The following is a 24,503-nucleotide window of genomic DNA, read 5'->3' on the forward strand; positions in this document are numbered from 1 at the left end:
CGCACGATTGTAAAGAACCCGGTCTTGAACTTGACAGACAGTCAAGACCGGTTCTGCCACGATGGATGCACTGCACCGGCACCGCCCGCCACCGCCCACCGTTGTGGATCAGACCCAGGAGCGCCCATGACCGTCTCGGCCGCCGACCACCTCTGGCTGCACTTCACGGCGATGGGCCCCTACGCCGACGGCCGCGCCCAGGTGCCGACCATCGTCCGCGGCGAGGGCACGTCGATCTGGGACAGCCACGGGCGTGAATACCTCGACGCCCTGTCCGGGTTGTTCGTGGTGCAGGCCGGCTACGGCCGCGAGGAGATCGTCGAGGCCATCGCCCGCCAGGCCCGGGAGCTCGCTTTCTTCCCGGTGTGGGGGTATGCGACCCCGCCGGCGATCGAGCTGGCCGACCGGCTGGCCGCTCTCGCGCCCGGCGATCTCAACAAGGTGTTCTTCTCCTCCGGCGGCAGCGAGTCGGTGGAGACCGCCTGGAAGGTGGCCAAGCAGTACTTCAAGCTGACCGGCCGGCCGAACAAGACCAAGGTCATCTCCCGGGCCGTCGCCTACCACGGGGTCACCCAGGGCGCGCTGGCGATCACCGGCGTCCCCCGCTTCAAGCACGCGTTCGAGCCGCTGGTGCCGGGTGCGGTCAAGGTGCCCAACACCGACTTCTACCGGGCCCCGGAGTTCGTGGCCGACGACGAGAAGGTGTTCGGCCGGTGGGCGGCCGACCGGTTCGAGGAGGCCATCCTGGCCGAGGGGCCGGATTCGGTGGCCGCCGTGTTCGTCGAACCGGTGCAGAACGCCGGCGGGTCGATCCCGCCGCCCGCCGGCTACTTCGAGCGGCTGCGCGAGATCTGCGACGCCCACGACGTCCTGCTCGTCTCCGACGAGGTCATCTGCGCCTACGGGCGCCTGGGCACCATGTTCGGCTGTGAGAAGTTCGGCTACCAGCCGGACATCATCACCACCGCCAAGGGTCTGACGTCCGGGTACTCACCCTTGGGCGCGGCGATCATCTCCGACCGCATCTTCGAACCCTTTGCTGCCGATGGGGTCTCGTTCGGCCACGGCTACACCTTCGGCGGGCACCCGGGCGCCTGCGCGGGCGCGCTGGCCAACCTGGACCTGTTCGGACGGGAGGACCTGCTCGGACATGTCCGCCGGAACGAAGGCGCCCTGGAACACACCCTGCGGCGGCTCCTGGACCTGCCCATCGTCGGTGACGTCCGCGGCAACGGCTACTTCTGGTCGGTCGAGCTGGTCAAGGATCAGCACGCCAAGACCCCGTTCACTCCGGCCGACTGCCAGCGGGTGCTCCGCGGGTTCGTCGCTCCCGGTCTGTGGGAGGCCGGCGTGTACTGCCGGGCCGACGACCGCGGCCAGGCCGTCGTGCAGTTCGCCCCGCCGCTGATCAGCGGGCAGCGCGAGTTCGACCGCATCGAGCAGGCCCTGCGGTCGGTGCTGTCCGACGCCTGGACCCAGCTCTAGTTCTCCCCCCATCCCGACTCACCCCACGGGCCACCAGCCCGACACCTTCCCTCCCCACCCCCAGGAGCGCACCATGTCCCGTCTCGTCGTCGGTGTCCCCAAGGAGATCAAGGACAACGAGAACCGCGTCGCCGTCCAACCCGACGGCGTCGCCGAGCTCGTCCACCACGGCCACCGCGTGGTCGTGCAGGCCGGAGCCGGGCTCGGCTCCCGCTTCCCGGACGCCGAGTACGTCGCCGCCGGGGCCGAAGTGCTGGCCACCGCCGACGAGGTCTTCGCCGCCGCCGACCTCATCGTCAAGGTCAAGGAGCCGATCCCGGCCGAGTACCACCGCTTCCGCGAGGGCCAGCAGCTGTTCACCTACCTCCACCTGGCCGCGGACAAGCAGCTCACCCAGTTCCTGCTGGACAAGAAGATCGACTCCATCGCGTACGAGACGGTGGAGTTGCCCGGCCGCAAGCTGCCGCTGCTCACCCCGATGAGCGAGGTCGCCGGCCGGATGGCCGTGCAGGCCGCCGCGCACGCCCTGGAAAGCCCGTCCGGTGGGGCCGGCATTCTGATGGGCGGCGTCCCCGGTACCCCGGCCGCCCGGGTCACCATCATCGGTGGCGGCGTCTCCGGCACCGAGGCCGCCAAGATCGCCCTGGGCATGCGCGCCCTGGTCACCGTGTTCGACACCAACCCCGCCCGGCTGGCCTACCTGTCCGACATCTTCGGTGGACGACTGGATCTCGTGACCCCGAACCGGGCCCGCACCGCCGCCTACATCGCCGAGTCGGACGTCGTCATCGGCGCCGTCCTGGTCCCCGGGGCCAAGGCCCCCAAGCTCGTCTCCCGCGAGATGGTCGCCTCCATGCGACCCGGCAGCGTCGTCGTCGACATCGCCATCGACCAGGGCGGGTGCATCGAGACCAGCCGCCCCACCACGCATTCCGATCCGACCTTCGTCGAGGAGGGCGTCGTGCACTACTGCGTCGCGAACATCCCCGGCGCGGTCGCCCGTACGTCCACCCTCGCCCTGACCTCGGCCACCCTGCCCTATCTGGTGACCGTCGCCGACTGCGGCGTCGCCGCCGCGGCCAGCGGTGACCCCGCCCTGCGGCACGGTCTGTCGACCCTGCGCGGCCACCTGGTCACCCGCCCGGTCGCGGACTCGCTGGAGCTGGCGTTCACCGATCCGGCCACCCTGCTGGCCGGCTGACGCGGGGACGGGCGGTGGGTCGGTCACGACGGCCGTGACCGATCGACCGCCTGCTCCAGTTCGTCGAGTTGACGGGCGTTCGCGGCGATGCGGACGACGCCTGGGCGGCGGGCGACGACAGCGTCGAAGCGGGCTGCGGTGTCGGTCATGTCACCCGTGAGCCGACCCCAGGGCTCATCCGCGCCGGCGTCCCGCGCGCGGGCCGTGAAGCGTTGCGCAGCGAGCGCGGGATCGATGGTCAGGACGACCTCGACGAAACCGGCACCGACGGCGTCGGCCACCCCGCGGAGGCGCTCGACGAAGTCCGGCCGGCCGAGAAACTGCGGGACGACGACATCTCGCCCACTGCCCAGGTGGGTGGCGATGGCGGCGAGGGCGATGTCCCGGGCGGCCGACCCGGCCTCGAAGGAGGCCTCCCGCCAGCCGGCGACCATCGACCGGATCACGTCGATGTCGAGACAGAGCGGAAGCTGCGAGGCATGTCTGGCACACCATTGCCGGCCCAGCGTCGACTTCCCGCTGGCGGGTAACCCATTGATGAGAACGAGGACCGGCGGCATCGGACCATCATGAGGCGCATCCGGCCGGATCCCGGCGACCCGACCGGGGACACCCGGCCTGCGCGACAGCTTCCCGTCAGGTCCGTGGTGTAGGACGGTGGCGGGCGGGTTCGAAGCGCGGACGCCGCCCGACCGGGGAGGCTTGACGTGCACACACCTGCGGCGACGGCAACGGTGATCGGCGGCGGCATGGCGGGCGTCGCCGCGGCCACCCATCTGGCCAAGCACGGGGTCCGGGTCACGGTCATCGATCGCAACGACTACCTGCAGTTCCAGCCGCTGCTCTACCAGGTGGCGACCTCGCAGCTACCGGCCGAGGACGTCGCCCGGCCTTTGCAGACCCTCTTCGCCGACTCCCCCACCGTCACCGTCGTTCAGGCCGAGGTGACCGGCGCCGACCTGCAGCGGCGCGTGGTCCACACCTCGCAGGGCGACATCGGCCCGGCCGACCATCTCGTGGTGGCCGCCGGGTCGACGGCCAACTTCTTCGGCACCCCGGGCGCGGCCGAGCATTCCTTTCCGCTCTATTCGGTGGTCGACGCGGAGCGGCTGCGCCGGCAACTCTCCGGTGAGCTGCGCCGGGTGTGCCTGCCGGCCGGGGCCGAGCAGACCGCCGCTTCCCGATCGGCGGACGAGGCCGCCGCGGCCGATCCCGCGGACCGACCGGTGGCCAGTCAGGACCAGACGACCGTGGTGATCGTCGGGGGCGGCCCCACCGGGGTCGAGACGGCCGGTGCCGTCGGCGAGCTCGTCGATGCGCTGGTCCGTGAGGGGCGGCTGGCCGGGTCCGCAAAGGTGCAGCTGGTCGACCACGGACACGCGCTGCTCAAACCGTTCACGCAGGAGTCGCAGCAGTACGCCCTGGCGAAGCTGCAGAAGATCGGCGTGGACGTCGAGTTCGGTCTGGCGGTCACCGGCGTGCAGGCCGACGGGGTCACGCTGTCCGACGGTTCCACCCGGCCCGCGCACACGGTGGTGTGGGGTGGTGGCGTCTCGGCCCCTCCGGTGGTCGCGAACCTCGGCGCCCCGACCGGGCACGGCGGCCGGATCGATGTCGCCGCGGATCTGTCGGTCCCCGGGTTCCCCGGGGTATGGGCCATCGGCGATGTGGCGAACATCCCGGACACCCACGACCAGGAGCGCGCCGCCGGGGCCGACTCCCCGCCCGGGCATCCACCGACGCTGCCGCAGCTCGGGTCGGTCGCCGTCCAGTCCGGCGAGGCCGTCGCCCACAACATCCGGGCCGTACTGAAGGGCAAGGGCACCGAACCGTTCGCTTACCGGGACAAGGGCATCATGGCCATGATCGGCCGCAACGCCGCCGTCGCCGAGGTGGGCCGGCACCGGCACGAGATCCACGGTCCCGTCGCGTTCATCGCGTGGCTCGGCCTGCACGCCATGCTGCTGTCCGGGGTGCACAGCCGGGTCGATGCGTTCCTGCAGTGGGCCAACGGCTACGTCCACAAGGACCGGGCCGCCCGACTCGAACTCGACGGCCAGCCGGACCGGATCGCCTGGGACGACGACTCGGCCGACCGACCGACCATCGACGCCTGATTCCGCGGTCTCGGCGATCGAGAATGTTCGCGCTCGCCGGGCGGGAGGGCCTTTCGGTCCGCCGGGTGTGCGCGTGACGGACCTCGCAGCCGGACCCGGCCGGTGCCAGCGGGCGTCAGTCGTTCGGCTGCCGGGCTCGCGCCGGGGATGTCGGGCGGAGCATGCCGCTGGGCCCGCCGGACGAACGCGTGGTGATGGAGCGTTGCTGTGCTCTGCCAAAAGGATGTGGCACTGACGCCGGGCGGACGATGACTCGATCCGCTGGGCATCTCTGCTCGAACCTGCGCGACGATCCACGATCCGCGCCCGGCCGTCCTCCTCGCTCATTGCCTGCGAGAACTACTGTGAGATAACAGTTCTCACCAGCCTCGACAGCGCAGCAGGACAGTGGGTCGCTGATCGCGCGACTGGGCCGACGGAGTGAGCGCAACATCCATGCTTGACAGCAACGGGTGTCTGCCCGATTCTTCTCTCGTCCGACTAAAACGTTTGGGCAACTCGACGAGGAGGTGTGATGGCGAAGACGACGCTGCGTGACGTGGCCGAGCGATCGGGTTTCTCCATCACCACCGTCTCCCAGGTCCTCAACGACGTGCCGGGCAAGCGGATCCCCGACTCGACGCGCGACCGGGTGCGGGCCGCGGCCGACGCGCTCGCTTACTCCCCCAACCGGCTGGCCCAGGGCCTGCGGCTGCAGCGTTCCAACACCCTCGGGTTCATCAGCGACCAGATCGGGACCTCGCCTCATGCGGGGCAGACCATCCTGGGCGCGCAGGACGCGGCGGCCGAGCACGGCTACCTGCTGATGCTCATGAACTCCGGTAACGATCCGGAACTGGAGGACCGGGAGATCCGGGCGCTGCGCGACCGTCAGGTCGACGGCATCGTGTACGCGGCCGAGTACCACCGCGTGCTCACTCCCCCGGCGTCGCTGAAGACCGTCCCCGCCGTGCTGCTGGACGCCCGGGCCGACAACGGCGGGTTCTCCTCGGTCGTCCCCGACGAGGCCGGGGGCGCGATGACCGCGGTCAAGGAGTTGGCCGACCACGGTCACCGCCGGATCGGCTTCATCAACAACGTCGACGACATCCCAGCCGCAGTCATGCGTCTCGAGGGGTACAAGAAGGGCCTGAAGGCGGCCCGCCGGCCGTACCAGAAGGCTCTGGTGGTCAGCGACCAGTCCGAGTCCCAGGGCGGATACCGCGGCGCGAGCACGCTGCTGGACCTGCCGGCCGCCACCCGTCCGACTGCCCTGTTCTGTTTCAACGACCGCATGGCGATGGGTGCCTACCAGGCCGCCGCCGAACGCGGTCTCCGGATCCCTGAGGACCTGTCCATCGTCGGCTTCGACAACCAGGAACTCATCGCGGCCAGCCTCCGCCCAGGGCTGACCACCGTTGCGCTGCCCCACTACAAGATGGGGCGCTGGGCCGTGACCACCCTGCTCCGCAGCATCGACGCCGATGGAAAGGAGTCCCTCCGCGCGGAAGCTCTGCCCTGCCCACTGGTGCGCCGTGCATCGGTGGGCCCGCCGCCCCGGTCGTGACCCGGGACGGCGAGCGACACCCACCCCGAATCCGCCCGTTCCCGCGGGCGAACCGACAGTCCGGCCTGACCGGACGACTCCGGCCTGCCCGGACAACAGTGAGTTGGAGAACACCCAGTGGTACCCACACCTCTGAAGCGCCTCGCGGCCGTGAGTCTAGCGGCGGCGATGGCTCTTTCCCTGGCCGCTTGCGGCAAGGGCGGCAGCTCGAACACCGCGGCCACGACCGATGCCAACGGTACGACCACCCTCAAGATGTGGACGCACAACGCGGGCAACGACAAGGAACTCGCCGCGATCACCCAGGTGGTGAACGACTACAACGGCAGCCAGAGCAAGTACAAGGTCGAGATCCAGGCCTTCCCGCAGGACTCGTACAACACGTCGGTCACCGCGGCCGCCGCGTCCAAGAGCCTGCCCTGCATCCTCGACGTCGACGGACCGAACGTGCCGAACTGGGCGTGGGCCGGGTATCTCGCGCCGCTGGACGGCATGGACGACCAGATCTCGAAGTTCCTGCCCAGCGTCGTCGGGAAGTACAACGACAAGAACTACGCGGTCGGCTACTACGACGTCGCCCTCGTCATGGAGGCCCGCAAGTCGGCGCTCGAGGCCAGCGGTATCCGCATCCCGACCATCGACTCGTCCTGGACCAAGGACGAGTTCGCCGCCGCCCTGGCCGCCATCAAGGCCACGGGCAAGTGGGAGAACACCCTCGACATGCAGACCGGCAACACCGGTGAGTGGTGGCCGTACGCGTACTCGCCGTTCCTGCAGAGCTTCGGCGGCGACCTGATCAACCGGGACGACTACAAGTCGGCCGACGGGGTCCTCAACGGCGCGGCCGCGGTCGAGTGGGCCAACTGGTTCCGCAGCCTGACCTCCGACGGCTACATGCCGCTCAAGTCCGGCGCCGATCCCGGCCAGGACTTCCTCAACGGCAAGACCGCGATCCTCTACAACGGCTCGTGGGGTGCCGAGGCGGCCAAGGCCTCGTCCATCGCCGACGACATCCTCTTCCTCCCGTCGGTCGACCTGGGCAACGGTCCGAAGATCGGCGGCGGGTCCTGGCAGTGGGCGGTCGGTTCCGGTTGCTCGGCCCCCGAGGGCGCTCTGGACTACATGAAGTTCGCGATGCAGGACAAGTACGTGGCCTCGGTGTCCGAGGCGTCCGGCACCATCCCGGCCACCGACGGTGGAGCCGCCCTGGTCAAGGGCTACGAGACCGGTGGCGAGTACGACATCTTCCGCCAGTACTCCAAGAAGTTCGCCGAGGTCCGGCCGGTCACCCCCGGCTACCCGTTCATCGCGACGACCTTCACCAAGACCGCGCAGGACATCCTCAACGGCGCCGATCCGCAGGCCACCCTGGACCAGGCGGTCAAGGACATCGACGCGAACCAGCAGTCCAACAACAACTTCCAGTAAACCCGGGACTGCTCCCGCCGTCCGTCCGTGAGATCGGGCGGGTGATCGCCACCGACGCACGCCTTGCCGTGTGGTCGTGCACACCGGTCGCCCGCCCGGCCTTCGGCAACCCCAAAGGGAAGGCAATGACGCAAACACTGGGGGCAGCCCACCCCACTCCACCCACCGTCGGGCAGATCGAGAAACTCAGCTTCAAGCAGCGCCGCTACACCAAAGCCAAGCAGTCCCAGCGACTCGCCGCGGCCTGGATGGTGACGCCCGCGGTCGCCCTGCTGCTCGTCTTCGTCATCATCCCGATCGTGCTGACGTTCGCCCTGGCGTTCACCAACGCCAAGCTGATCTCCCCGACCGGCCCGCAGTTCGTCGGCATCGACAACTTCTCCCGCCTGTTCGGCGATCCGGTGTTCTGGAAGTCGCTGCGGAACACGCTGATCTTCACCATCTTCGTCGTCCCGCTGCAGGCGGGTCTGGCTCTGGTGCTGGCCCTGCTGATCAACGTCAGGATCCGCGGCGTCAACTTCTTCCGCACCGTCTACTTCCTGCCGGTGGTCACCTCGATGGTGGTCATCTCGCTGCTGTGGAAGTTCATGTACCAGCCGAACGGGCTGATCAACGGATTCCTGGCCGTCTTCGGCATCGACGGACCGGACTGGCTCGGCAATCCCAACACCGCACTCGTGGCCGTCCTGATCATGTCGATCTGGCAGGCCGTCGGCTTCCACATGGTCATCTGGCTGTCCGGCCTGCAGACCATCCCGCAGGACATGTACGAGGCCGGCGCCATCGACGGGGCCAGCAACTGGCAGCGTTTCCGCTACCTCACCTGGCCGGCGCTGCGGCAGACCCGGACCTTCATCCTCATCACCATCACCATCCAGGCGTTCGCGCTGTTCACCCAGATCCAGGTGATGACGCAGGGCGGCCCGCTGGATTCGACCTCCACGATCGTCTATCAGGCCGTGCGGACCGGGTTCTCCCTGCAGCAGACCGGCTACGCCTCGGCGCTGTCGCTGGTCTTCTTCGTGCTCGTACTGGTCGTCTCGCTCGCGCAGCGGTACCTGACCCGTGACAAGGACGTGAAGAAATGAGCGACACCCTGGCCCACGTCGCCGAAGCCGATCCCGTTCCCGTCGGCGAACCCGGCCCCGAGCGTTCGGCCGGCCGGACGGTGCTCCGCTACGCGGTCCGCCTGCTGCTGGTGCTGGTCTTCGCGCTCCCGCTGCTGTTCATGCTGGTGTCTTCGTTCAAGCCGGACACCCAGATCTTCGGTGACCTCGACTCGATCGACGCGTTCCTGCCGGTCGGCGACGTCTCGCTGGACAACTACTCGGCGGTCTTCGACCGGGTGCCGTTCTGGCAGTTCATGATGAACTCGGTCCTGATCACCGTGCTGACCGTGGTGCTCGGCCTCATCGTCAACAGCATGGCCGCGTTCGCGTTGGCCCGCCTGAAGTTTCGCGGCCAGGGCATTCTGCTCGGCGTCATCCTGGCCACCCTGATCGTGCCGTTCGAGACGCTGGCCCTGCCGCTGCTGTGGTGGGTCAACCACCTGCCGTACTACGACGGCAGCATCGGCTGGCTCGACACCTACGAGGTGCAGATCATCCCGTTCGTCGCCAACGCGTTCTCGATCTACCTCTTCTACACCTACTTCGACTCCATCCCGCGCGAGCTGGACGAGGCGGCCAAGGTCGACGGGGCCAGCTGGTTCACGATCTACCGCAGGATCGTCATGCCGCTCTCCGGGCCGGCCATCGCCACCGTGTCGATCCTGACCTTCCTGCCGGCCTGGAACCAGTACCTGTGGCCGTTGATGGCCGTGCAGTCCGAGAGTCTGCGCCCGGTGCTGGTCGGCATCGACTACTTCTCGCAGCTGACCACCAACTGGGGCCAGATCATGGCCTACGCCTCGATGATCACCGTCCCGGTGCTGGTCATGTTCATCGCCTTCCAACGGGCGTTCATCAACTCCATCGCCACCTCCGGCGTGAAGGGATAACCGTGCTCCGTCTACCCGACTCGTGGGTCTGGGACTTCTGGATCGTGGAGGACGAGGGCACGTATCACGCCTTCTTCCTCTACGCCTCGCGTGCCCTGCACCACCCCGACCTGCGGCACCGCCGGGCCGCCGTCGGTCACGCCATCTCCACCGATCTGGTCAGCTGGGAACGGGTGAAGGACGCCCTGGTCCACGGCAGCCCGCCCAGTTTCGACCAGACCGCCACCTGGACCGGCTCGGTCGTGCGTGGCGACGACGGCCGGTGGTACATGTTCTACACCGGGTCGACCCTGGCCGACGAGGGTCAGCTGGTGCAGCAGATCGGGCTGGCAACCTCGGACGACCTGTTCACCTGGGTCAAGCACGACCGGAACCCGGTGGTCAGCGCCGATCCCCGCTGGTACGCCCCGATGGGCGGGCCTGCGCCCTGGCAGGACGAGCACTGGCGCGACCCGTGGGTGATGGCCGACCCGGACGGCGACGGCTGGCACATGCTCATCACCGCGCGCAGCAACGACGGTCCGTTGGACGAGCGCGGGGTCATCGGCCACGCCCGGTCGAAGGACCTGCTGGAGTGGACCGTGCAGCCGCCGCTCACCGCGCCCGGTGCCGGCTTCGGCCAGCTCGAGGTGCCGCAGGTCGAGAACGTCGACGGGCGCTGGGTTCTCGTCTTCAACTGCCTCGGGAACGAGTTCTCCCGCAGCCGGGCCTCGGCCGGAAGCACCGGCGGGGTCTTCGCCGCCCGCGCCGAGTCCGCGCTCGGCCCCTACGACATCGCCGGGGCCACTGCGCTGACCGACGAGTCGCTGTACGTCGGCAAGCTCGTCCGTGACCCGTCCGGACGGTGGGTGTTCCTGGCCTTCGTCAACCGCGACGCGAACGGCGATTTCGACGGCGTCATCAACGACCCCGCCCCGGTCCGCTGGGACGGCGACACTCTTGTCGTCGACCACGCCGATCGGCAGGCGGCGCTGGCGAACTGATCAGTCCGGTCACCAGCTCGGCACCGCCGCGGCGGCGCCGCCGGTCGGTCGACCGGTGGCGCCGCTGCTCCGTCGGCGACCGCCCGCTCGTCAGGTACTCCGGACGGTGGTCTCTTTGGTTTGATCTGCCCGCCCGACGACCGCTCGAGGTGCACGGCAGATGCCACTCTCACGGCATGTGCACCCGCATCCTGTGGAACGACAACGGCGTGGCCACGGTCGTCGCCCGCACCATGGACTGGTCCTTCAGTGACGAGCCCAGCCTGTGGGTGCTCCCGGCGGGCCTGCGGCACGAACCGGCCGGGGCGCCGACCGACCTGGCCTGGACGTCGACCTACGCCAGCGCCGTGCTGACCATGTGGAACGCGGGCACCTGTGACGGGGTGAACTCCGCAGGCCTGTCGGCCCACGCCCTGTATCTGGATGACGTCGACTGGGGCGAACCCGACGACCGGTCGTCCATCCCCAATCTGTACTGGGTGCAGTACCTGCTCGACACCTACGCCACGGTGGCCGAGGTCGTCGCGCACGTCGACGAACTGCGGCCGTACTCGATCCCGTTCCGCGGTCTGGAACTGGGCTGTCACATCGCGGTCGAGGACGCGTCCGGTGATTCGGCCATCCTCGAGCCCGACGCGGACGGCACCCGGGCCCGGGTGGTGGTGCACCACGGCCGCGAGCACACGGTGATGGCCAACTCGCCGCTCTACGACGAGCAGCTGGCCAACCGGGCCCACTACCGGCCGTTCGGTGGTCCGCTCGCTCCGCCCGGCGACATCAGCTCCCTGGATCGCTTCGTGCGGGCCAGCTACTACCACCACTACCTGCCCACGCCGGCCTCGGCCGACCATGCCCTGGCCGGGATCGCCCAGGTCGCCGACACGGTCACCGTCCCGGCGGGCGCGCCGTACACGGACGGGATCTACCCGACCTGGTGGCGGTCCGCGGTGGACCTGACCAACGGCACGTACTACTTCTGGGGCACGGCGTCGCCGGCGGCCATCTGGCTGGAACTGGAACCGGTGTTCGCGTCCGCGGCAGCGGCGGGGGTGCGCCGATTGGACCCGCAGCAGCCCAACCTGGTGGGCGAGGTCACCGACGCGCTGGAACCGGCCACCCTGCCGTTCTGAGCTCCCAGGCCCACCGGACCGGCCGAGTCGGCCGGTCCGGTTCTGCGCGTCAGGCGGCGGCGTCGAGCTCGGCGACGGCGTCAGCGGGCAGACGCAGGTCGGCTGCGGCCAGGTTCTCCTCGAGGTGCTGCACCGATCCGGTACCCGGGATGGGCAGGATGACCGGGGACTTCTGCAGCAGCCAGGCCAGCGCCACCTGGGACGCGGTGGCCGAGACCTGGTGGGCGACCCGGTCGACCGCACCGCCCGGGCGGGCCAGCTCGCCGGCCGACACCGGAGCCCACGGGATGAACCCGATGGCACGCTCTGTGCAGTAGTCGAGCACGTCGGCCGAGGAACGGTCGGTGAGGTTGTACCGGTTCTGCACCGTGGCCACGGTGAAATACTCGCCAGCGGCCTTGATCTCGTCCACCGAGACCTGAGACAGGCCGAGCGCCTTGACCTTCCCCTCCTTCTGCAGGTCGGCCAGCACGGCGAACTGCTCGTCGCGATCGACCTTCGGGTCGATGCGGTGCAGCTGGAACAGGTCCAGCGCCTCGACCCTGAGTCGACGCAGGCTGAGTTCGGCCTGCTGGCGCAGATACTCGGGTCGGCCGACGGGGATCCACTGGTCGGGTCCGGTACGGACCAGGCCGGCCTTGGTGGCGACCCGCACGTCATCGCCGTACGGGTACAGCGCCTCGGCGATGATCTCCTCGCTGATGTTCGGGCCGTAGGAGTCGGCGGTGTCGATGAGCGTGACGCCCAACTCGACGGCCCGCCGGACGACGGCGCGGGCGGTCTCCCGGTCGGCCGGCTCACCCCAGATACCCGGCCCGGTGATGCGCATGGCCCCGAACCCGAGCCGGCCGACCGGACCGAGGTCCGGCACGTCGAAGGTGGAAGCGGACACGTTCTCGGTGGAAGTACTCATGCCGTGGTGCAACCGGGCCGCCGCGCCCGGTGTTCCCCGGCGCGGGCGACCCGATGGATACGCTGCGACGAGGGCGGTGGACGACCCAGGGACGGAGGCCAGGCGATGGAGCCGGAACGGCGCAGCGAGTCCGGCAAGCTGGGAAACCCCGGGCGCCGGAACCAGTTCTGGATCGCCGTCATCGCCGTGGTGGCGAGCTGCGTCTGGCTGATCTACTTCGGGATCACCGCGCTCACCGCCGACGGCCCGGCCCGCGGCGCCAGCATCGCCATGGTGGTGCTCGGGCTGTTCTACCTGGCCGCGTGCGGGGTCTACGTCCGCAAGGTGGTGTTGGCGCCGCCGGCGGACCGCTGAGTGTCCCGTCGACGCTCGCCTCGGCGGATCCGGTGCCGGGGAGCTCAGCGTCCGGTCGAGCTGTCGACCGGAAGATCGGCATCGTCCGGTTCGAAGATGTCCTCGATGGCGCAGTCGAAGATCCGGGCGATACGGAACGCCAGCGGCAGACTGGGGTCGTAACGTCCGGTCTCCAACGCGTTGACCGTCTGCCGCGAGACGTCCAGCCGGTCGGCGAGGGCGGCTTGGGTCCAACCCCGCCGGTCACGGAGGGCGCGGAGGTGGTTACGCACCGGGTCAGCCGCGCCGGCCGGCCGGCAGTGTCCCGAGTAGCCACGCAGCCATTCCGGCGCCGAAGATCATCCACCCGGCGGACGGCAGGTCGAGGCCGGCCAGCGAGAGCAGACCCACGGTGAGCGCGGCCAGCATGGCCACCACGAAGCCGATGGAGAGGCCCTGCAGCATCTGCCGCTGCTGGTATTCGTCGATGCGCCGCAGATGACGGAACACGGCGAACGCGACCCAAGCCAGCGGGATCAACGGCAGCAACGCCCAGATCCACCGGCTCGGCGCGGTCCCGTCCAACCCGCCGAATCGGATGACCAGCGGCAGGACGATCGTGTACCCGGCCATACCGGGAAGGAAGTCGCGCGCATAGGCGCGGGCCCGAGCCCGGTCCCCGGCACTGGTCCTGGTGTCAAGCTTGCTTGTCATGCTGAGAGCATGCTCCCGCCGACGAAGCGGTGTCAAGCGTCCTTGTCACACCTGACGGAGCCGGGACGCTTCCCGGGCCGCCGCCACGTTCAGCGTCCCGCCGCGCGACCCGGCCAGCTTCGCCGCGATGTGTTCGGCCACCGAGATCGGCTCGTAGTACATCTCTCCCGCGTCGGCACAGCCGGGCAGGCAGGACACCACCGCGTCGGCGTTGCCGTCGTGGAAGTACGCCGCCGACCGCCGCAGGATCGGCGTGCCGTCCGATCCGATCGGGGCGAGCACCCGGTGCATGGTCGAGATCCACCGGTCGTTGGTCCAGCGGGCCAGCAGGTCACCCAGATTGATCAGCAGCGCGCCGGGCGCGGGCCGCACGTCGTGCCAGCCGCCCTCGGAGTCCAGGATCTGCAGGCCGGGCAGCACGTCGTCGGCCCACAGCACGGTGACGATGCCGAAATCCGTGTGCGGCCCCATCCCCAGCTGACCCGGCTCCAGGCGGACGTCACCGTCGGGCATCGAGTAGCGGTTCATCCGCAGCATGTCGATGGAATGGTCGGTGTAGGCCTTGAAGTAGTCGGCCGGCAATCCGAGGGCGACCGCGAAGACCTCGGTGAGGGTGCGGGCCAGCCCGCCGGCCTGCTCCATCCACGCCTGCACGTTGCGCTCGAACAGCGCCGGCCGGTCCGGCCACATGTTGGCCGGGTAGTGGTCCTCGACGTCGTCGGGCACGGCCTTGCCGTACTGGCCGGCGGTGGAGCCGACGTTGAACGCCTCGAACAGGTCGGCCGCCGACTCGACACCCAGGCTGTGACTGAGGCTCTCGGTCCGCGGTCCGGTGTATCCGCGGTTCACCGACACGTCGGCCGGGCGCAGCGCCTGCTTCCGCTCGAACGGCAACGCGAAGAAGCCGTCCATCGCCTCGGTCAGCCCGTCGGCGGCCAGCTCCGGGATCCCGTGTCCGCTGATCTGCATGAAACCCACCGTGCGAGCGGCGCGGTCGACCTGGCGGGCGACCCGCTCACGGACCGTCGAATCGCCGCTGGAGAACCCGGCGATGTCGACGACGGGGATGTCGAGGCGGCCGCCGACCGCCTGTGCTGTGGCCATGATCGTTGATCCTTCGGGCCGGGTCCGTCGCGCCGATGGAACGGAGGTGAGGTGCTGACCCGACAGACGATAAGTGACACTTATCGGCAGGGCAAGGGGGTCAGCCGGGACCGGCCGCCACCACGACGAGGTGCGTCGGCTCCGAACCGACCTGCCGCCAGCGCCGCCGCAACCGGCCCGAGTGCAGCATCGTGTCGCCCGGCCCCAGCCGCCAATCCCCCACCCCCGGCATCTCCACCTCGAGGTGGCCGGAGATGACGTGGAGGGTGATGTCGGTGTCGGTCTCGAACCAGCTGTCCAGCCGCTCCCCGGGGGCGACGCGGTACTCGGTGAGGCTCATCCGTCCGTCCGGACCGACGACGACGCGGCCGACCGCCGCTCTCGCTTCCTCGCCCACCGGTATCCGCACCCCCTCGTCGGATCGGACGACGACGACCTCGGTCGGGCCCGGGCTGAGCAGCGCCCCGGGCGGAACGGCGAGTGCCGTGGCCAACCGGTGCAGGGTGGCGATCGACGCCGCGACCAGACCACGCTCGAGTTGGCTGAGGAACGGCTGACTGACCCCCGCCTCAGCGGCCAGGGCCCGCATCGACAGACCGGCCGACTCCCGCCGCGCGCGCACCGCCGCACCGATCGCGGAGTTGAGGTCACCGTCCGACGGCCCCCCAGGGGCAGCGGGCGGCTGGGCGGCGGAAGGCACGACTGATCGTGACACAGGGGATGGCGCCGGAGCCGGCGGCCTGCCACCGTGGAGACCAGTAGCACCGACCGCAGGGGGACAGCGGAATGGGAACCGACGTGCACACCGCGGACCGCCCGCCGGCCGGCCCGGCCATCCCTCCGCACTTCGCCGGCCGGCCGATCGTCGGGGCCGGCATCGATCTGCAACGCGACTTCCTCGGCACCCTACTCACGATCGCCGCCGGACCGTCCCCGGTGACCAAGGTCGTCGCCGGGCCACCCGGCTGGCGTCGCGAGTTCTATCTGACCAGCCATCCGGACGCCGTCGGACCGATCCTCAGCGCGCCCGAGCGCTGGGTCAAACAGACCGCGACCTACGAGATCGTGCGTCGGACATTGGGGAACGGCATGCTGACCGCCGAAGGCGACGAGTGGCGTCGCCAGCGTCGGTTCCTCGCCCCGGTCTTCACCCCGCGCCGGATCGCCGGTGCCTACGCCGACATCATCGTCGACGAGACCAGCCGGCTGGCCGACCGGTGGGACACCACCACGGGCCGGACCGTCGACGTCCACGCCGACATGGTCGAGCTGACCGCCCGCATCATCGGGCGCATCCTGTTCGGCGCCGACATGACCGAGGCGATCCGCCGGATCACGCGGGTCGCGTTCGTCAACGAGGCCCTGATGCGACGGGGACTGGTCCCCCACCCGCTACCGCTGGCGGTGCCCACGCCCGGGAACCGCCGCGTCGTCGCTGGTCTGCGGGAGATCCGTTCCGTCGCCAGCGATCTCATCGCCGAGCGACGTCGACGCTACCCGTCAGGAAGATCGACGGCGGACGACGCGCAGGACATGCTCAGCCTCCTGCTGAACGCCCGCGACGCCGAGAACCCCACCGACCGGTTGACCGACCAGGAGGTCGCCGACCAGGTCCTGATCTTCCTGCTGGCCGGGCACGAGACCACCGCCTCCACCCTGGCCTGCGGCCTGGTCGAGTTGGCCCGGTCGCCGCACTGGCAGGCGGTGCTGCATTCCGAGCTCGACAACATCGGCTATCCGCCCGCCAGTGCGGATCTGCCTCGGCTGGTGTGGACCGGTCGCGCCGTCCGTGAGTCGCTCCGTCTCTACCCGGCCGCGCACACGCTCGGCCGTCGCGCTCTGGCTGACGAGATCCTGTGCGGGTACGCCATTCCCGCTGGTTCCGACGTCCTGATCTCGCCGTGGGTGCTGCACCGATCGCCCCGTATCTGGCCCGAGCCGGCGCGTTTCGATCCCACCCGCTTCGACCTGCCGGACGGGGCGCTGCCGGGCGGAAGCCGGCACGCGTGGATGCCGTTCGGGGCCGGGCCACACACGTGCGTCGGCATGCAGCTGGCGATGACCGAGGCCCCTCTGGTCCTCGCCGGGCTGCTGCGACGCTTCGAGTTCACGACCGAGCTGACGTCGGTGCCGTTGACCGCCGCCGTCAGTCTGCGACCGTCGCGGCCGCTCCCCGTCAGCCTCCGCGCCCGCTGACATTGAGGCGCAGGCGCGGTCGGCCGACGTGTCGACGGCCGACCCGCGGAGCCTGTCGGGTCGTGGCCGCCTCGTCGGCGCGGGGGTTCGGCACGGGGGTAGACAGGTCACCCGGTCCGAGATCTTCATCAGCCCGGGTGACCCGTCGACGGCGTCCTCGCGACAGGCGGTGACGAGACCGACATCGGTCCAGCGATTACCGCTGCGAGACGGCGCATTCAGCCGGAGCCGGTTCTACGCTCGACAGTCAGTTTGGTCTGTTGTGCCCGATTCGACGGTCATCGTCGGTCGTGGCCCGTCGCCGGAGGGAGCGTGAACGATGGTCGCCAACGTTCGCCGTTCCCGGCGCTGGTCCCGGCTGCTGGTGCGCTCCGGGGTGATCGCCGGGTTCGGTCTCGGGCTCTGGTGCGCGGGTGCGGCGACCGCTGGGGCGTCGGAACTGCCTGCCACCGGCGAGGTCTCGTCGGTGGTGCAGGAGGTGTCCGATGCGGTGCCGGCCCCGGGCGTGCTGTCCCTTCCGACCGCTGATTCCGAGGCCGGCTCGAATGCCGGGTCGGCGTCTGCACCGGCTGAGCCGGTCCCGGCCGAACCGGAATCCGCAGATACGGGCGATCACGACTCGACAGTCGTGGCGGACACCTGGGTGTCCGACACAGCGAGCGACATCAGCGCTGACGTGACGGATCTGGTGCCCGAGCAGGTGGTGGAGCCGGTCGTCGAGATCAGTGAGCCGGTCGTCGAGGACGTGGTCGAGCCGGCCGCGGAGCCGGTGTCAACGATCACCGAGCCGGTCGTGCAGGACATCGTGGAACCGAATGTCGAGCCGGTGGTCGAGGACGTGGTCGAGCCGGTCGTCGAGGACGTGTCGGAGGCGGTGGAGCCGGTGACGGCTCCGGTGCTCGAGACGGTGACCGATGAGGTCGTCGAGCCGGTCACCGGAACGGTCGGACCGATCGTGAGTGGCGTGGTCGAACCCATCGTCGACGCCGTCGGCGGCGGCCTGATCGACCCGGTCATCGACACGGTCGAGCCGGTGGTCACTCCCGTCCCGGGCACCTCCCCCGGCCTGCCGGGTCTGCCCGGCTTCCCGGGCATGCTCGGCTCTCCCGCTCTGCCCAGCATTCCGGGTCTGCCGCTGGGAGCGGTCGTGACCCCGGTCGTGGACCTGGAGGCCGCCGCTCCGGCTTCCTCTGACACCACTGCCACTGCCGCTTCCGCAGTCGAGCTCCGGCTCGCTCCCGCACTCGTGGTCGCCGGAGCGCCGATCTCGTTCGACCCGGAAATGGTCGCGGCGCCGACCGCTGACCTCACCGCCTCGGTGACAGCCGGCCCCGCGGGTGGCGCATTCCTCGCGGTCGTCGGTGCCCCGTTCGACACGTCCACCGGGGCCGACGAGCCGTCCACCGTGACCGGGCCGGTGGCCGCTGCGGTGGCCGTGGTTCCGGCTGGGGCCGGTGATGCACCGGTCGCGCTGGCAGCCCCGCTGGGGGGCCCGCCGGTCCCGGGATGCGCCAACGGCGCCGCCGGCGGCAGCAGCGGCAGTTCCGGCGGCACCAGCGCCGCGACCCTGAGCGCGTGGGCCACGGTCCCGGCTCAGCCCACCGACGCGGCGGTCCGATCCGCCGATCTGATCCTGCCGGCCCTGCCGGTCCGGCCGGACGTCTCGCCCGACTGACCGCTCTCCCGATCGCCCCACCCACGCTTGTGGGCCGGAGGTGTCGTGACCCAGCAACGTGCTCTCTCACCGTTCGGTCGGACCCACCCCTGTGGTCCTCGTCGCCGCTGATCCTCCGCGGCACCCGTACACACACGTTCTGTCTTCTCGGGAGAAACCCACCATGAACGCCTGGATGTCGCGCGGCCTGCTGTTGGCAGGCATCAGCGCCAGTTCCCTGCTCCTGGGCGCCGGACTCGCCTCCGCCGCCGAGGACTCACCCACCACCGACCTGTCCATCGAGGTCACCGGCCCGACGCACCACGATCAGGACGTCACCGTCCTGGACGCCCCGATCACCATTTCCGACACCGACATCGAGGTCCTCACCCACCGCACCAGTTCTGGCTCGGACGACCACGACTCCAGCGGCGGGAGTGGCGGGCACGGCGACGCCGCACTCGTCGACGCTCCGGTCACCGTCGACGACGTCGATGTGGACGTCCTGACCCATGGCTCCGAAACGGCCCCGGCCGGGGACTCCACCGGATCCGACGACTCCTCGGAGTCCGCCAGTTCCTGGTCGTCCGGGGACGGCGGTTCCGTGGCCGATGCCCCGGTCACCGTCACCGACGTCGACATCGACGTCCTGACCCATGACTCCGCCTCGGGTGAGGACCTCAGCGGATCCGGCGGCTCCTCGGAATCCGACGAGTCCTGGGAATCCAGTGACGGCGGGTCCGTCGTCGATGCCCCGGTCACCGTCGACGACGTCGATGTGGACGTCCTGACCGACCAGTCCAGCGGCGCGCAGTCACCGGCGGAAGAGCCCGCGCCGGCCGACCCGGCCCCCGCGAGCGATGACACGGGCCTGGTCGACGTCCCGGTCACCGTCACCGACCTCGATGTCGACGTCCTGACCCACCGGGACGACGGCGACCAGCTGCCCGCTGAGGAACCCGCCCCGTCGGACCCGGCCGATCCCGCTCCGGCTGATCCGGCACCCGGCAATGACAATGCGGTCGGCATCCCGGTCACCGTCTGCGGTATCGCGGTCGGCGTCGCCGGCGACACCTCCGCGGACTGCGCCCCCACCGCCGGATCCACCGGGGACATCGTCAACGCCCCCGTCACCGTCTGCGGGATCGGCGCCGGCATCCTGGGCGACGCCACTGGGCACTGCGCCCAGACCGGTCACACCGATGAGGGCGGCACCCCGGTCGTCGACATCCCGGTCACCGTCTGCGGTATCAGCGCCGGCATCCTCGGTGACGCCGACAGCGACTGCACCGGCACCACCCCCGGCGGGGCCACCGACGGTCCGGGCCTGATCGACGTCCCGGTCACCGTCTGCGGCGTCAGCGCCGGCATCCTCGGCAACGCCGACGGCACCTGCACCACCGGCGGAACGCCGGGCGGACCGGGCGTCATCGACCTCCCCGTCGAGGTCTGCGGTATTGGCATCGGCATCCTCGGTGACGCCGACGCCGACTGCACCACACCGGGCACCAACCCGACTGATCCGACCAACCCCGCGAACCCGACCGACCCGACTGATCCGACCGACCCCACGAACCCGACCGACCCCACGAACCCGACCAGCCCTACGAACCCGACCAGCCCCACCGAGCCGTCGCACCCGGACACCCCGACCGGACCCGGATCCCCGGCCCTGCCCACCACCCCGACCGACTCGACCCCCGCGGTCGGTCAGCCCAGCGGCGGCGCACCCCGCTTCGTCCAACAGGTCCCCGCCCGCCCCACCATCACCACGGGCGGCCGCACCATTGCTCCCCGCTCGGCCGCGGTCACCGCTCGCCCGATGACCACCGTGATCACGCCCCGCCCGGCAACCACCGGCACCGGGGCGCTCGCCTCCACCGGAGTCCCCGCCGGCGAGCTCGCTCTCCTGGGGCTGCTGCTGGTCTTGGCCGGCGTCGTCCTCACGATGCGCCGCCGCCGCGTGCAGTGACGCACTGACACCGCTGCCGCGTGCGCCCGGACCCACCGGACGCCCGCGGCAGCGGGGCACGACCCGGGCGATCCCGACCCGGGCCACTCACCGACTCACATCAATTGGGCACCCGGACCGGGAGCCGACCAGCTCACCGTCTCCTGGGCGGCGCGATGCCCGGCGAGCGCATTCTCGAGCCGGGCGATGAGGGCGTCGACCCGGTCACGATCCTCGGCGGCCTGCCGGGGCAGGGCGGCGAGCAGTACCTGTAGCCAGGTCAGTTGATCCTCGACCCAGTCCGGTGGCGGGGAGGACTCCCGCACCCGGTCTTCGATCTCGGAGAGGGTGGCCCGTACCGCTGTCGGCGCCGACATGTCCGAAGGGTACCCATTCGCGAGGAATCGACGCCGCTCATCCGGTGGCGCCGTGAGGCTGGGCCGCAGAACGAATACCCGGGTCGGCGGCGGTCGGTGTCGTCGCCGCAACGACGAGACGGGCCACCCCGACCTGTCCCTGGAGGTCGGAGCGGCCCGCCGGTTCCTTCCCGGCCGGCGGAGTTGACGGTCCGGACGCCGGGAAGGTGGTTTCGCCGTGGTTCCCGGGCCCGTCGAGCAGGCCTGGGAACCGGAGGGGGTCGATCAGTCGGAGCTGTCGGCCCGGCTCAGCACGTAGGCCATCACGTAGGCCTTGGTGGTGGCGTTGTCGATCTCGGCCGGGAGGTTGCCCAGCTGCGCCTTGGCGGCCGCCGGATCGGCCAGGGCGAGGTACTGCGCCATGTATTCGCCGAACTGCACGCCGTACCCGCCGCTCGCCCCCTCGGCCAGGTTGGCCTTGATGCGGTCGGCATCGCCGGCCAGGTACTGCGAGTACGGGCCCATGGGGATGAGCTGGATACCGAGAGCGGCGCCCGGCTCGGCGCTGAACCAGGTGGCGTAGTCGCGCTTGCCACCCCAGTTCAGGGCGACGATCGAGTGCGTGAACCCGGCGAACTCCGAGAGGTCGGTGTTCGTCCAGTACCGCTTGGCACTCGCCGCCTCCGTGCTCATCATCCACTCACCCTGGGTGGTGAGCTGCTGGTCGTCGGTCACCTGGCCCCAGAGCGCGACGGCGTTCCAGGCGTTGACGGCCTCGCTGCTGGACTCCTGGTTGTTGCCGTCACCGAAGGGGCTCGACCCGGACGCCCAGGCGTGCCCGGCGTAGGGGTCGAAGTTGCGGTACTGCGGGAAGTCGGCGGTGGCCTGCGACGAGGCGATGTCGGCGACGAGAAGGTCGGCTACCGGGGTGATCTCGGCCTTGAGAGCCGCATCGTCCTTGGCCAGCACGGCCGCCGCGTACAGCAGGTAGCCGTAGTGGAAGTGGTGGTCGTTGATCTCGTCGGATCCGAAGGAGGCCTGCTGACCGATGACCGTCTTGGCTGTCGGGTCGTAGACGAAGCACTTGGTGGCGGTGGCGTCGGCGCAGCCCTTGGCCGAGAACCACTGCTTGACCTGAGCGGTCAGCGCGGTGCGCAGCTGACCGGCGACGTCCGACAGACCCAGCTGGTCGGCCAGGGTCATCAGGGTGGTGGCCCGGTACAGGAATTTGCCACCGAAGTAGGTGTCGGTGGCCGAGAAGTTGTCGGCCAGCACGGCGGCCGCATCGGTCCGCACCTGATCGGCCACCGCCTGCCGGTCGGCGTCCGACAGTCCGGACAGATCGAGTTCGGACGCCGGCTGGGTGAGCGGCGCCTGAACGGTGACGCTGGTCCCGGTGTAGATCCCGGCGGAGCCGTAGATGGTCGGGTAGGTCCCGTCGGTGGCCGCACCCGCGGTCACCGTGGTGCCGGCCATCGGGACGATGGCGGTCGGGCCGCCGCCGGCGGTGCGGTACTGCAGCGTGGTGCTGACCGTGTCGCCGGAGACCTGGTAGCTGACGTCGCCGCCGACGACCGGGTCGGACGCGGTGGCGGCCAGGTCGGCCAGGCTCATCCCGTCGGCCGCGGCGAAGACGGTCATGGTGCCGCCGGCGGGGAGGGTGACGGCCCCGGGGGTTCCGGAACCGGCGGTGCCGAGGGTGGCGCCCTGGCCGACGACCAGGCCGTACTCGTGCCCGGCGACTGTGACGCTGGCCGGCCCACCGGAGGCGGAAGGGGTGAAGATCGGCTCCACCGGGATGGTCTGGTCGGTGGCCGCGGTGTAGGTGACGTACGGCGAGCCCTGGACCAGGGTGACCGAGCCGAGGGCAGCACCGTCGGCCGCGCTGTAGGTGGCGGTGACCGAGAGCGTGTCGTACGCGGTGACGGTCATCTTCGCCGCACCCAGCGGCAGCTGGATCTGCGGGTTGATGCCACCCATGATCGTCTTCTCGGTGGCGGTGACCTGGGGCAGACCCAGGGCCAGACCGGTATCGGACAGCTTGATCGACAACGGGTTCGGAAAGACCGGCAGCGGTTCGTCCCCGTAGACCAGCCCGGAGAACCAGCGGTTCGTCGGCGGCACCAGTCCGTCGGCCAGCCGGGTCGGCGCGATCTTGGCCACGCTCTGCTGGTCGATGCCGGCCAGCGCGGCGGTCACCGCGGCGTCGGTCGGGGCGGGCGAACCGGCCGCGCCGGAACCACCGCCGTCACCGGTCGCCGTGCCGGACGCCGAGGAGGTGCCCTCGACGGAAGCCGCCGGGCCGCCGGTGCATCCGGCCAGCAGGGCCGCCCCGGCGAGGAGCGCGACGGGCGCGGCGATCCGCGAGCGCCGGCGGCCGATCGGGGTGTGGGAGCCGGCCGAGCCGGTGCTGATGGTGCTGTTCGTGGAGCGGGTGGCGCGGGGGGAGAACATGTGCCGTCCCTTCGGGAGTCGCGCGTCAGGCGCGGCCTCCGTGGTCGCGGTCGAAGTGGCGATCGGATGTCCGACGCCGTGAACAACGATGGGGTGACCCGGGTCCGGACGGACCGGGTCACCCCACCGGAACGTCAGGCCTGATCGCCCAGACCCACCGCGGAGGTGATGCTGTTGGTGACGTCGGTGACCACACCGCTGTTGTCGAGGTGCAGGGTGGCCTGCACCGGGGTGCCGACGGCGAACAGGCCGGTGCCGTCGGCCAGGTCGGGGCTGTAGGCGCGGATGATGGTCCGCGCCTGGCCGTCCTCGGTCTGCACCTGGATCTGGCTCACCTGGGCGGTGACCTTCTCGTTGTTCGGCAGCACCAGGTCGACCTTGGCCTGCGCCGGGATACGGGCGTAGTCCTTGGCCGACAGCACGAAGTCGGCCGAGACGTACATGGAACCGGCCTGCTGGATGGTGGCGATCGTGGTGTTGGCCGGGACGAACGCACCGTTGGTGTAGGCCACCGAGGACACGACGCCGTCATTGGTGGCGGCCAGCACGATCGTGTTGTCGTTCTTCACCTCGTAGGTGAGATTGCTGGCGGTGACGAGGTTCTGGGCGATGTCGCGCTCCAGGGTGGCCGACTGCACCTCGAAGAGCGGCTGACCGGCCTTGACCACGTCGCCGGTGTGCACGTACTGCTGGGTCACGGTGCCGGCGTAGTCGGTGCCGACCGGGTAGTCCTCGGCGACGAGCGAAGCCGAGCGGCTCTCGACGATGCCGTTGTTGCGGTTGACGATCATGGTCAGGACGGCGGCCAGGGCCAGCACGCCGATGAGGCCGAGGCCGAGGCGGATGCGGTTGCGCCAGGTCATGGGAATCTCCAAAGGGTCTGCACGAAGCGGGAAGTCGAGGGGCGGCAGGCTGCCGCACGCGGCACCAGGCGGATCG

Annotated in this window: 22 protein-coding genes; 13 read left to right on the forward strand and 9 right to left on the reverse strand. The window is 70.2% G+C overall.

Annotated elements, in window-relative coordinates:
- Window positions 1–126 precede the first annotated feature (126 nt).
- Both FDO65_RS06255 and ald read left to right on the forward strand, forming a co-directional pair.
- Complete coding sequence (locus FDO65_RS06255) at window positions 127–1,485, forward strand: aspartate aminotransferase family protein (protein ID WP_137448525.1); 1,359 nt, start codon at window positions 127–129, stop codon at window positions 1,483–1,485.
- Window positions 1,486–1,558: 73 nt separating this feature from the next.
- On the forward strand, window positions 1,559–2,686 hold the full coding sequence (gene ald, locus FDO65_RS06260) for an alanine dehydrogenase (protein ID WP_137448526.1): 1,128 nt from the start codon (window positions 1,559–1,561) through the stop codon (window positions 2,684–2,686).
- Window positions 2,687–2,709: 23 nt separating this feature from the next.
- On the opposite strand, the gene FDO65_RS06265 is transcribed toward ald, so the two are convergent.
- Entirely contained in the window at window positions 2,710–3,246 is a 537-nt protein-coding gene (locus tag FDO65_RS06265; RefSeq protein WP_166442055.1) for a P-loop nucleotide/nucleoside kinase family protein, read from the reverse strand.
- Between the two features lie 147 nt (window positions 3,247–3,393).
- On the opposite strand from FDO65_RS06265, the gene FDO65_RS06270 reads away from it, so the two are divergent.
- The 7 genes from FDO65_RS06270 to FDO65_RS06300 all read left to right on the forward strand — a co-directional run bounded on the left by FDO65_RS06270 (window position 3,394) and on the right by FDO65_RS06300 (window position 11,889).
- On the forward strand, window positions 3,394–4,803 hold the full coding sequence (locus tag FDO65_RS06270; RefSeq protein WP_240757455.1) for an NAD(P)/FAD-dependent oxidoreductase: 1,410 nt from the start codon (window positions 3,394–3,396) through the stop codon (window positions 4,801–4,803).
- Window positions 4,804–5,317: 514 nt separating this feature from the next.
- Window positions 5,318–6,349 (forward strand): LacI family DNA-binding transcriptional regulator, encoded by a 1,032-nt coding sequence (locus FDO65_RS06275; RefSeq protein ID WP_137448529.1) that lies wholly within the window; start codon window positions 5,318–5,320, stop codon window positions 6,347–6,349.
- 168 nt (window positions 6,350–6,517) lie between these two features.
- Window positions 6,518–7,777 (forward strand): extracellular solute-binding protein, encoded by a 1,260-nt coding sequence (locus FDO65_RS06280; protein WP_137448530.1) that lies wholly within the window; start codon window positions 6,518–6,520, stop codon window positions 7,775–7,777.
- Between the two features lie 125 nt (window positions 7,778–7,902).
- Window positions 7,903–8,865, forward strand: coding sequence for a carbohydrate ABC transporter permease (locus tag FDO65_RS06285; RefSeq protein ID WP_137448531.1), 963 nt, complete (start codon window positions 7,903–7,905; stop codon window positions 8,863–8,865).
- Window positions 8,862–9,776: a carbohydrate ABC transporter permease gene (locus tag FDO65_RS06290; protein WP_137448532.1), complete on the forward strand. Its 915-nt coding sequence runs from the start codon at window positions 8,862–8,864 to the stop codon at window positions 9,774–9,776. Before FDO65_RS06285 ends, FDO65_RS06290 begins: the two co-directional genes overlap by 4 nt.
- Before the next feature lie 2 nt (window positions 9,777–9,778).
- On the forward strand, window positions 9,779–10,759 hold the full coding sequence (locus FDO65_RS06295) for a glycoside hydrolase family protein (protein WP_137448533.1): 981 nt from the start codon (window positions 9,779–9,781) through the stop codon (window positions 10,757–10,759).
- A 176-nt stretch (window positions 10,760–10,935) separates the two neighbouring features.
- Entirely contained in the window at window positions 10,936–11,889 is a 954-nt protein-coding gene (locus tag FDO65_RS06300; protein ID WP_137448534.1) for a linear amide C-N hydrolase, read from the forward strand.
- Window positions 11,890–11,938: 49 nt separating this feature from the next.
- Here the strand turns inward: FDO65_RS06300 and FDO65_RS06305 are convergent, their stop codons facing one another.
- Window positions 11,939–12,802: an aldo/keto reductase gene (locus tag FDO65_RS06305; RefSeq protein WP_137448535.1), complete on the reverse strand. Its 864-nt coding sequence runs from the start codon at window positions 12,800–12,802 to the stop codon at window positions 11,939–11,941.
- Between the two features lie 105 nt (window positions 12,803–12,907).
- On the opposite strand from FDO65_RS06305, the gene FDO65_RS06310 reads away from it, so the two are divergent.
- Window positions 12,908–13,156, forward strand: a complete 249-nt coding sequence (locus tag FDO65_RS06310; RefSeq protein ID WP_137448536.1) for a hypothetical protein — start codon at window positions 12,908–12,910, stop codon at window positions 13,154–13,156.
- 44 nt (window positions 13,157–13,200) lie between these two features.
- Here FDO65_RS06310 and FDO65_RS06315 read toward each other — a convergent pair whose 3' ends face one another.
- The 4 genes from FDO65_RS06315 to FDO65_RS06330 form a co-directional block, all read right to left on the reverse strand.
- Window positions 13,201–13,428 carry a helix-turn-helix transcriptional regulator gene (locus FDO65_RS06315; RefSeq protein ID WP_137448537.1) on the reverse strand — a complete coding sequence of 76 codons (228 nt, stop codon included), beginning with the start codon at window positions 13,426–13,428 and terminating at the stop codon, window positions 13,201–13,203.
- 4 nt (window positions 13,429–13,432) lie between these two features.
- Window positions 13,433–13,849 carry a hypothetical protein gene (locus FDO65_RS06320; protein ID WP_137448538.1) on the reverse strand — a complete coding sequence of 139 codons (417 nt, stop codon included), beginning with the start codon at window positions 13,847–13,849 and terminating at the stop codon, window positions 13,433–13,435.
- 45 nt (window positions 13,850–13,894) lie between these two features.
- Window positions 13,895–14,953: an isopenicillin N synthase family dioxygenase gene (locus tag FDO65_RS06325; protein ID WP_137448539.1), complete on the reverse strand. Its 1,059-nt coding sequence runs from the start codon at window positions 14,951–14,953 to the stop codon at window positions 13,895–13,897.
- A gap of 100 nt (window positions 14,954–15,053) precedes the next feature.
- Window positions 15,054–15,653: a helix-turn-helix domain-containing protein gene (locus tag FDO65_RS06330; protein WP_205849811.1), complete on the reverse strand. Its 600-nt coding sequence runs from the start codon at window positions 15,651–15,653 to the stop codon at window positions 15,054–15,056.
- A gap of 86 nt (window positions 15,654–15,739) precedes the next feature.
- Between FDO65_RS06330 and FDO65_RS06335 the strand changes: the two genes are divergently transcribed.
- The 3 genes from FDO65_RS06335 (at window position 15,740) to FDO65_RS22725 (ending at window position 20,775) form a co-directional block, all read left to right on the forward strand.
- Window positions 15,740–17,149 (forward strand): cytochrome P450, encoded by a 1,410-nt coding sequence (locus FDO65_RS06335; protein WP_137448541.1) that lies wholly within the window; start codon window positions 15,740–15,742, stop codon window positions 17,147–17,149.
- A 319-nt stretch (window positions 17,150–17,468) separates the two neighbouring features.
- Window positions 17,469–18,824 carry a hypothetical protein gene (locus FDO65_RS06340; protein ID WP_137448542.1) on the forward strand — a complete coding sequence of 452 codons (1,356 nt, stop codon included), beginning with the start codon at window positions 17,469–17,471 and terminating at the stop codon, window positions 18,822–18,824.
- 163 nt (window positions 18,825–18,987) lie between these two features.
- Window positions 18,988–20,775, forward strand: coding sequence for a hypothetical protein (locus FDO65_RS22725; RefSeq protein ID WP_137448543.1), 1,788 nt, complete (start codon window positions 18,988–18,990; stop codon window positions 20,773–20,775).
- Between the two features lie 95 nt (window positions 20,776–20,870).
- Here the strand turns inward: FDO65_RS22725 and FDO65_RS06350 are convergent, their stop codons facing one another.
- From FDO65_RS06350 to FDO65_RS06360, 3 genes are all read right to left on the reverse strand, one after another.
- Window positions 20,871–21,131, reverse strand: a complete 261-nt coding sequence (locus FDO65_RS06350; RefSeq protein ID WP_137448544.1) for a hypothetical protein — start codon at window positions 21,129–21,131, stop codon at window positions 20,871–20,873.
- 264 nt (window positions 21,132–21,395) lie between these two features.
- A complete protein-coding gene (locus FDO65_RS06355; RefSeq protein WP_137448545.1) occupies window positions 21,396–23,564 on the reverse strand; it encodes a glycosyl hydrolase in 2,169 nt (722 codons plus the stop codon).
- Between the two features lie 134 nt (window positions 23,565–23,698).
- Window positions 23,699–24,427 (reverse strand): efflux RND transporter periplasmic adaptor subunit, encoded by a 729-nt coding sequence (locus tag FDO65_RS06360; protein ID WP_137448546.1) that lies wholly within the window; start codon window positions 24,425–24,427, stop codon window positions 23,699–23,701.
- Between the last annotated feature and the right edge of the window lie 76 nt (window positions 24,428–24,503).

The organism is Nakamurella flava (assembly GCF_005298075.1).
Lineage (GTDB): Bacteria > Actinomycetota > Actinomycetes > Mycobacteriales > Nakamurellaceae > Nakamurella > Nakamurella flava.

What these genes read in the sequence shown, in the direction of transcription:
- FDO65_RS06255 (WP_137448525.1), top strand. Translation starts at nt 127, where the DNA reads ATGACCGTCTCGGCCGCCGACCACCTCTGGCTGCACTTCACGGCGATG.
- ald (WP_137448526.1), top strand. Translation starts at nt 1,559, where the DNA reads ATGTCCCGTCTCGTCGTCGGTGTCCCCAAGGAGATCAAGGACAACGAG.
- FDO65_RS06265 (WP_166442055.1), bottom strand. Translation starts at nt 3,246, where the DNA reads ATGCCGCCGGTCCTCGTTCTCATCAATGGGTTACCCGCCAGCGGGAAG.
- FDO65_RS06275 (WP_137448529.1), top strand. Translation starts at nt 5,318, where the DNA reads ATGGCGAAGACGACGCTGCGTGACGTGGCCGAGCGATCGGGTTTCTCC.
- FDO65_RS06280 (WP_137448530.1), top strand. Translation starts at nt 6,518, where the DNA reads ATGGCTCTTTCCCTGGCCGCTTGCGGCAAGGGCGGCAGCTCGAACACC.
- FDO65_RS06285 (WP_137448531.1), top strand. Translation starts at nt 7,903, where the DNA reads ATGACGCAAACACTGGGGGCAGCCCACCCCACTCCACCCACCGTCGGG.
- FDO65_RS06290 (WP_137448532.1), top strand. Translation starts at nt 8,862, where the DNA reads ATGAGCGACACCCTGGCCCACGTCGCCGAAGCCGATCCCGTTCCCGTC.
- FDO65_RS06300 (WP_137448534.1), top strand. Translation starts at nt 10,936, where the DNA reads ATGTGCACCCGCATCCTGTGGAACGACAACGGCGTGGCCACGGTCGTC.
- FDO65_RS06305 (WP_137448535.1), bottom strand. Translation starts at nt 12,802, where the DNA reads ATGAGTACTTCCACCGAGAACGTGTCCGCTTCCACCTTCGACGTGCCG.
- FDO65_RS06310 (WP_137448536.1), top strand. Translation starts at nt 12,908, where the DNA reads ATGGAGCCGGAACGGCGCAGCGAGTCCGGCAAGCTGGGAAACCCCGGG.
- FDO65_RS06320 (WP_137448538.1), bottom strand. Translation starts at nt 13,849, where the DNA reads ATGACAAGCAAGCTTGACACCAGGACCAGTGCCGGGGACCGGGCTCGG.
- FDO65_RS06325 (WP_137448539.1), bottom strand. Translation starts at nt 14,953, where the DNA reads ATGGCCACAGCACAGGCGGTCGGCGGCCGCCTCGACATCCCCGTCGTC.
- FDO65_RS06335 (WP_137448541.1), top strand. Translation starts at nt 15,740, where the DNA reads ATGGGAACCGACGTGCACACCGCGGACCGCCCGCCGGCCGGCCCGGCC.
- FDO65_RS06340 (WP_137448542.1), top strand. Translation starts at nt 17,469, where the DNA reads ATGGTCGCCAACGTTCGCCGTTCCCGGCGCTGGTCCCGGCTGCTGGTG.
- FDO65_RS22725 (WP_137448543.1), top strand. Translation starts at nt 18,988, where the DNA reads ATGAACGCCTGGATGTCGCGCGGCCTGCTGTTGGCAGGCATCAGCGCC.
- FDO65_RS06350 (WP_137448544.1), bottom strand. Translation starts at nt 21,131, where the DNA reads ATGTCGGCGCCGACAGCGGTACGGGCCACCCTCTCCGAGATCGAAGAC.
- FDO65_RS06355 (WP_137448545.1), bottom strand. Translation starts at nt 23,564, where the DNA reads ATGTTCTCCCCCCGCGCCACCCGCTCCACGAACAGCACCATCAGCACC.
- FDO65_RS06360 (WP_137448546.1), bottom strand. Translation starts at nt 24,427, where the DNA reads ATGACCTGGCGCAACCGCATCCGCCTCGGCCTCGGCCTCATCGGCGTG.